Annotated in this window: 5 protein-coding genes; 3 read left to right on the forward strand and 2 right to left on the reverse strand. The window is 73.3% G+C overall.

Annotated features, from left to right (window positions below; translation table 11 throughout):
• Window positions 1–25 precede the first annotated feature (25 nt).
• Both D455_RS0117365 and D455_RS0117370 read right to left on the reverse strand, forming a co-directional pair.
• On the reverse strand, window positions 26–757 hold the full coding sequence (locus D455_RS0117365) for an SseB family protein (protein WP_017571985.1): 732 nt from the start codon (window positions 755–757) through the stop codon (window positions 26–28).
• A 48-nt stretch (window positions 758–805) separates the two neighbouring features.
• Window positions 806–1279, reverse strand: a complete 474-nt coding sequence (locus D455_RS0117370; protein WP_017571986.1) for a MarR family winged helix-turn-helix transcriptional regulator — start codon at window positions 1277–1279, stop codon at window positions 806–808.
• A gap of 169 nt (window positions 1280–1448) precedes the next feature.
• Between D455_RS0117370 and D455_RS0117375 the strand changes: the two genes are divergently transcribed.
• From D455_RS0117375 to D455_RS0117385, 3 genes are all read left to right on the forward strand, one after another.
• Window positions 1449–1991 (forward strand): YceI family protein, encoded by a 543-nt coding sequence (locus D455_RS0117375; protein ID WP_017571987.1) that lies wholly within the window; start codon window positions 1449–1451, stop codon window positions 1989–1991.
• A gap of 167 nt (window positions 1992–2158) precedes the next feature.
• Window positions 2159–2470, forward strand: a complete 312-nt coding sequence (locus D455_RS0117380; RefSeq protein ID WP_017571988.1) for a DUF2470 domain-containing protein — start codon at window positions 2159–2161, stop codon at window positions 2468–2470.
• A 354-nt stretch (window positions 2471–2824) separates the two neighbouring features.
• Window positions 2825–5533 carry a protein kinase domain-containing protein gene (locus D455_RS0117385; RefSeq protein ID WP_017571989.1) on the forward strand — a complete coding sequence of 903 codons (2709 nt, stop codon included), beginning with the start codon at window positions 2825–2827 and terminating at the stop codon, window positions 5531–5533.
• The last annotated feature ends 213 nt before the right edge of the window (window positions 5534–5746 follow it).

Consider the following 5746-nt stretch of genomic DNA (forward strand, 5'->3'; position numbering starts at 1 on the left):
CACTGAAGACATCGGACTCACTCATCTAGGGGGTGTTCCTCCCGGACTCCTCGCCGTCGTCGCGCCGGGCGCGCACGACGGCGCTCAGTTCGATGCCTCCGGGCAGCACGTGCCGCAGTTCGGTGGTGAGCCGCTCGGCCACGCGGCGCAGGGTCTCGTCGTCGCGTTCGTCGAGTTCGAGGCGGATGCCGAGATCGGCGCGCTCGGAGGGGTGGATGCGCACGCGTTCGATGCCGAACTCGGTGTGGGTCACCCCGTAGACGAGCGCGAGGACCTGTGGGTCGTCCTTGGGCTCGGGGACGACGCCGTCCTTGGCGAGCATGCTGAGGAACCGGCCCTGGACGGTGTAGGGCAGGGGGCCGGACACGTCGATCACCAGCGCGTCCGCGTCCTCGTCCAGGGCCGCCCGGCAGGCGTCCCCGATGGTGAAGGGAACGGGGCGCGCGTCCGGGCGCCAGCGGCGGACCGCGTCCACCGAGGTGAAGGCGAGCATGCCGCGGCGGCCGTCCCTGCCCGTCATGACCGGGACGGCGACCTCGCTGTTCTTGTCCTTGGTGAGCCCGCCGACACCCTCCTCGGTCTCGGTGGCCACGGCGACCACCGGGATGAGCACGCGGGAGCCGCTGAGCGCGGCCAGCACCTGGCGGTCACCCGCCCGCCCCTCCGCGTGTTCGCGCAGGCGCGCCTCGACCTCGGGGTCGACGCTGCCGTCGTCGTCGCGGAAGTTCTGGGCGCCGATGATGGATGGTCTGCTCACGGGCAACGACTCTACCTGCGGGCCGCGGACCGCGTGTGCCCGTCCCCGTCATCCCCGCCGGGCGGCCTCGCCGTCTCCGAGGGCCCCGATGATCGTTCCGAGCTGGGAGACCTGTTCACCGGTGAGCCTGTCGAACACCAGGGAGCGCACGCGTCGCGCGTGTCCGGGCGCGGCCTCGCGCAGAAGGAGGGAGCCCTGCTCGGTGAGCACGGCCCACAGGCCCCGGCGGTCGTCGTCGCAGTGCTCCCGGCGTACGTGGCCTCCGCGTTCGAGCCGGGCGATCTGGTGGGAGAGCCTGCTCCTGGACACGATGACGCCGTCGGCGAGTGCGCGCATGCGCATGCGCCGCCCGTCGGCCTCGGACAGGTGCACGAGGATGCCGTACTCGATCAGCGAGAGCCCGGTACGGGCGCGCAGATCCCTCTCCAACTCGTCGTAGATCCAGGCGTTCATCCTGAGGAAACCGCGCCAGACGTGCTGTTCTCCGGCATCGAGCCACGCGGCGTTGTCCATGCGGCCCATCGTAGCGGTGTGGTCCGACGCCCGTTCCCGTCCGCGGGACGGTGTCGGTTTCCCGGCCGGGCGCACGACACGACACACTCCTCTTCCCAGGAAGATTCTTCTGGGGTACCTTGTTACTCAGCAGCGAGAGGGCCCGACCGGGGCCCGCCCACCCGACAGGGAGACACCCATGGCAGAGCAGGAACTGAAGGCCGGCACCTGGAAGATCGACGCCGCCCACAGCGTGGTCGGCTTCTCCGTACGACACATGATGGTCAGCAAGGTCCGCGGCCGGTTCGAGACCTTCGACGCCACTCTGACGGTTCCCGAGGACCCCACCCAGGCCTCCGTCGAAGCCACCATCGACGCCGGTTCCATCAACACCGACAACGGTGACCGCGACAACCACATCCGCTCCGCGGACTTCTTCCACGTCGAGCAGCACCCGCAGTTCACCTTCCGCTCCACCGGAATCCAGGCCAAGGGCGAGGACTTCGTCGTCACGGGCGACCTGACCATCAAGGGCAACACCCGACCGGTCGAGCTCACGCTGGAGTTCAACGGCTCCACCATCGACCCCTTCGGCCTGACCCGCGCCGGTTTCACCGCCTCCACGCAGATCAGCCGCAAGGAGTTCGGCGTGGACATCGAGATGCCGATGGACGGCGGCGGCGTGGTCGTCGGCGACAGGATCACCATCGACATCGACGCCGAGTTCACCCGCCAGGACTGAGCGAGGCCCGGAGAGCCGGAAACGGGCGGACCGGACCAGCCCTCCCGGGGTTTTGACGACACACCGTCATCACTTCCGGGACTGCTCGGATATCGTCAGCGGGGGAGGGCCACGGCCCTCCCCCGCTCGCGTTTCCCATGCGCGCCATCCACCGGCCAGGAGGTCCCGTGCCGTCGTCCAACCCCTTCCCCGCCGAGGTCGTCGCCGCCGTCACCGCCCACATGAACGGCGACCACCCCGAGGACACCCTGCTCATCTGCCGCGCGCTGGGCGGCCGGCCCGAAGCCACCGCGGCGCGCATGACGGGGCTGGACGGCGACGGCGGCGACTACGCGGTCACCGTGGACGGCGCCGAGCACACCGTGCGCGTCCCGTGGGCCCATCCGCTCACCGAGCGCGCCCAGATCCGCACGGAGGTCGTGCGCATGTACCAGGAGGCCTGCGAACGGCTCGGCGTGCCCCCGCGCGGACAGCACTGAGACACGCGCGGGACGCACCGAACGCGTAACCGGCGCGGGGGACGACACGAGGCGGACCCAAGGGCGGCCCCGTGTCCGGCGAAGCCCACGGGCACCCGCCCCGCCACCCCCGTCCTCGCCCGTGGACGGCCTGGAGGACGTCCGGACGGGGCCCAACCGCCTCCCGGACCGCGCTCCCGGTTTCGGCGGAACTCCACGGGGCCGTGAGGAGTCAAACGGGAGAGGGGAACAACGGGGAACACGGGCCCGGCGCCGCGAACGCCACGCGCACCGCGACACGCGGACCTACCCTGGAAGGACCCCCGATCCCCCGCACGCCCACACACGCCTATCCGAAGGACGGCTCCGACCTCCATGGTCACGCCCGACCCCGGTGACGAGAACGCACCGACCCAACGGATCGAACCCACCGCGCCCACCACGCGCGTCGGCCCCGGCCAGGGCGACGGGCGCGCGGGCACCACGCGCTGGGCCACCCGTGTGTTCCGTCCAGGTTCGGCGCGGCGGGACGACACCGCTCCCACACGCGTGTCCCCTCCGGCCCCGGACCGCACCAGCGTCCTGCCCAACGCCACCCGCACGGACCCCTCCGCCACGGCGACGGCCCAGGGCACGCGCCCCGCACGCACCATCCCGGGCGACGGCCGCGCCGACACCCGCACACCCTGGTGGCGGACACTGTTCGGCCCGCTCCTGGACTGGATGGCCCGCCTGGTCTCACGGGTGGTGGTCGGCCCCGCGAGCGACCTCGACTACGCGGTCCCCGCCGAGCTGCGCCGCCGCTACCGCGTACTCGACCACATCGGCGCGGGCGGCGAGGCCGTCGTCTACCTGGCCGAACCCACCGACTCCCCCGGCCGCAGACTCGCGCTCAAGGTCTACCGGCCCGGCCACGACGTCAACCGCGAACTCCTCGACCGCCTCCGCGCCCGTGGCACCGCGTCGCCGCACGCCCCCGCCATCCACGGATACGGCTCCGCCCCGAGCTCCTGGGGCGAGGACCTGGCCTGGGAGGCCCAGGAGTACTTCTCCCAGGGCTCGCTGCGCGCGGTCATCGACCAGGCCCCGCTGACGGACGACCGCGCCCGCGCCGTGGTCTCCGCCGTGGCCGAGTGCCTGCACCACTGGCAGAACGACCTCCAGCACAACCACACCGACGTCAAGCCCGAGAACCTGCTGCTGCGCTCCCTGGACCCGCCCGTCGTCGCCCTCACCGACTTCGGCGGCGCCGTGCGCGCCACCATGAGCCGCGTCTACGGCGGACTGGCGATCACCGAGGACTACGCCGCCCCCGAGGTCGTCGAGGGCCGCCGTGAGGCGCCCGCCGCATGGTGGTCCCTGGGCGTGATGGTGCACGAACTGGTGACCGGCCGCCGCCCCGAACGCGGCGGCAACTGGCTGACCGCGCGCAACACCGAGGTGGACGTCTCCGCGATCACCGACGAACGCTGGCGCCTGCTGGCCCGCGGCCTGCTCGCACCCGCCCCGTCCGCCCGCTGGGGCCACGAGGAGGTCCTCCAGTGGCTGGCGGGCGAACGCCCGCAGATCCGCACGGCGCGCCGCCTGCGCCCCATCGAGTTCGCCGGTGCCAGCCACGAGGACCCGCCGAGCCTGGCCTTCGACCTGCTCGACCGCTCCGAGACCGGCGCCATGTGGCTGCGCAGCCACTGGCCCCAGCTTCGCACCTGGCTGGACCGCGAGGTCAACGACTACACCTTCGACCGCGCCCACCTGACCGGCCTGGACGCGCGCCCCGAACAGGCGCACGTGGCGATCAGCGCCCTGGCCGCCCGGTACGTGCCGGGGATGCCGCCGCGCTTCCGGGGTCACGAGATCAGCGCCGACGGACTGCTGGCCCTGGCCAGCGGCGACGCCAGCCGCCACGCGGTGGTCCGCGAGGCCGTGGCCTCGGGCGTGGTCGGCCTGGGTGCCCAGCACTGGTGCCCTCACCCCGCCTGCCGGTCGGGGGGTTCGGGGCGCTGCGCCCTGTTGGAACGCGTCCAACACGAGGTGCCCCTGATCATGCGCCGCGTCCTCGAGACCGTCGACCAACTGGTCGGCTCCGGTCCGGAGGCGCCCCGGCGCCCGGACGTCCACGAGACCGACACCGCGTGGGCCCGAGCCGTCGAGCTGGTCCTGGCCCCCGACACCGCGTCCCGGTACCGGTCCCTGCTGCGCCGCCAGTCCTGGCACCCCCGGGAGCGCAGCGCCGCCCCGCACGCCCCCTGGTGGGTGGAACAGCGGCGCCTGGCACTGCGCGACGGCAGCGGACGCGACGCCGTGGCCGCCAGGGGCGCGCTGATCACCGCGCTCCTCCTGCTGCCCGAGGCGGCCCGTGTGGGCGGCGGGATCGCCGAGCGCGAGCGCGCCGACGGCAGGGCGCGCCGCCAGGACCGGTGGGCGTCCCTGGCCGGTTCGGCCAGCGAGCGCTGGTCCCAGGCCCGGGAGAAGGTGTCCAGCGCCCGACGGCGGATCGGCGCCTCCTCCGCGCCCGAGCGTCCCGACGACCCGACCGCGCCCCACCCCTACGACCCCACGGGCGCGCGGGAGCCCGCGCCGAACCCCCGCGAGCAGGAACGCAGGAGGCGCAGGGTCGACAGGACCATGGGCCAGATCCAGCGGGCGATGAAGGCGGGCCGGTGCCGCCGCTTCGCCTACCCGGCCGCCCTGCTCGGCCTCGTGGACGGGCTGGGCCGCGTGGTGCGCCCGCAGGAGGGCTTCTACCCCGAGAGCGAGTTCGTGACCTCGGCCTACACCGGCCTGCTGGACGCCAGCGGCGGCGGGATCCTGGGCTGGTTGTCGGAGGTGACCAGCGCGGTGACCGACCTGCTGCCCGCGGCCATGGGCACCTCATGGTGGTTGCCGGTGCTGCTGTCGGTGCTGTTGGTGGTCCTGGGGCGCTCAGCGGCCAGCAAGAAGCCCACCACCCGGGCCCGGCGCCGCCTGGGCGCGTTCCGCCTGGCCGTGGTGGGGTCGCTGTTCATGGTGCTGGTGCTACTGTCCACGGGCCTGCTGGCACTGGGCTCGGGCGTGCTGATCCCCCTGGACGGCCTGCTCGCCTAGGTCGTGTTCCCCGGAACACGCCGTACTCGCGCGGGGTGCCGGCTCCACCGGCAGGGACGGCTACGTCCGGGGCCGGAGCCTGCTCAGGGTGCAGCCCCGCCCGGCCGGGTCCAGACCACGCGTGGCCTGTTTGAACAGGTACTCCGCGCGCGGGTAGGACGGACAGGCGCCCGCGCCCCGTCTCGGGACACAGGTCGGCCTCGGCGGGGGGGG

Origin of the sequence: Nocardiopsis halotolerans DSM 44410, from assembly GCF_000341065.1 — a bacterium.
In the GTDB taxonomy this organism is placed as follows: domain Bacteria; phylum Actinomycetota; class Actinomycetes; order Streptosporangiales; family Streptosporangiaceae; genus Nocardiopsis; species Nocardiopsis halotolerans.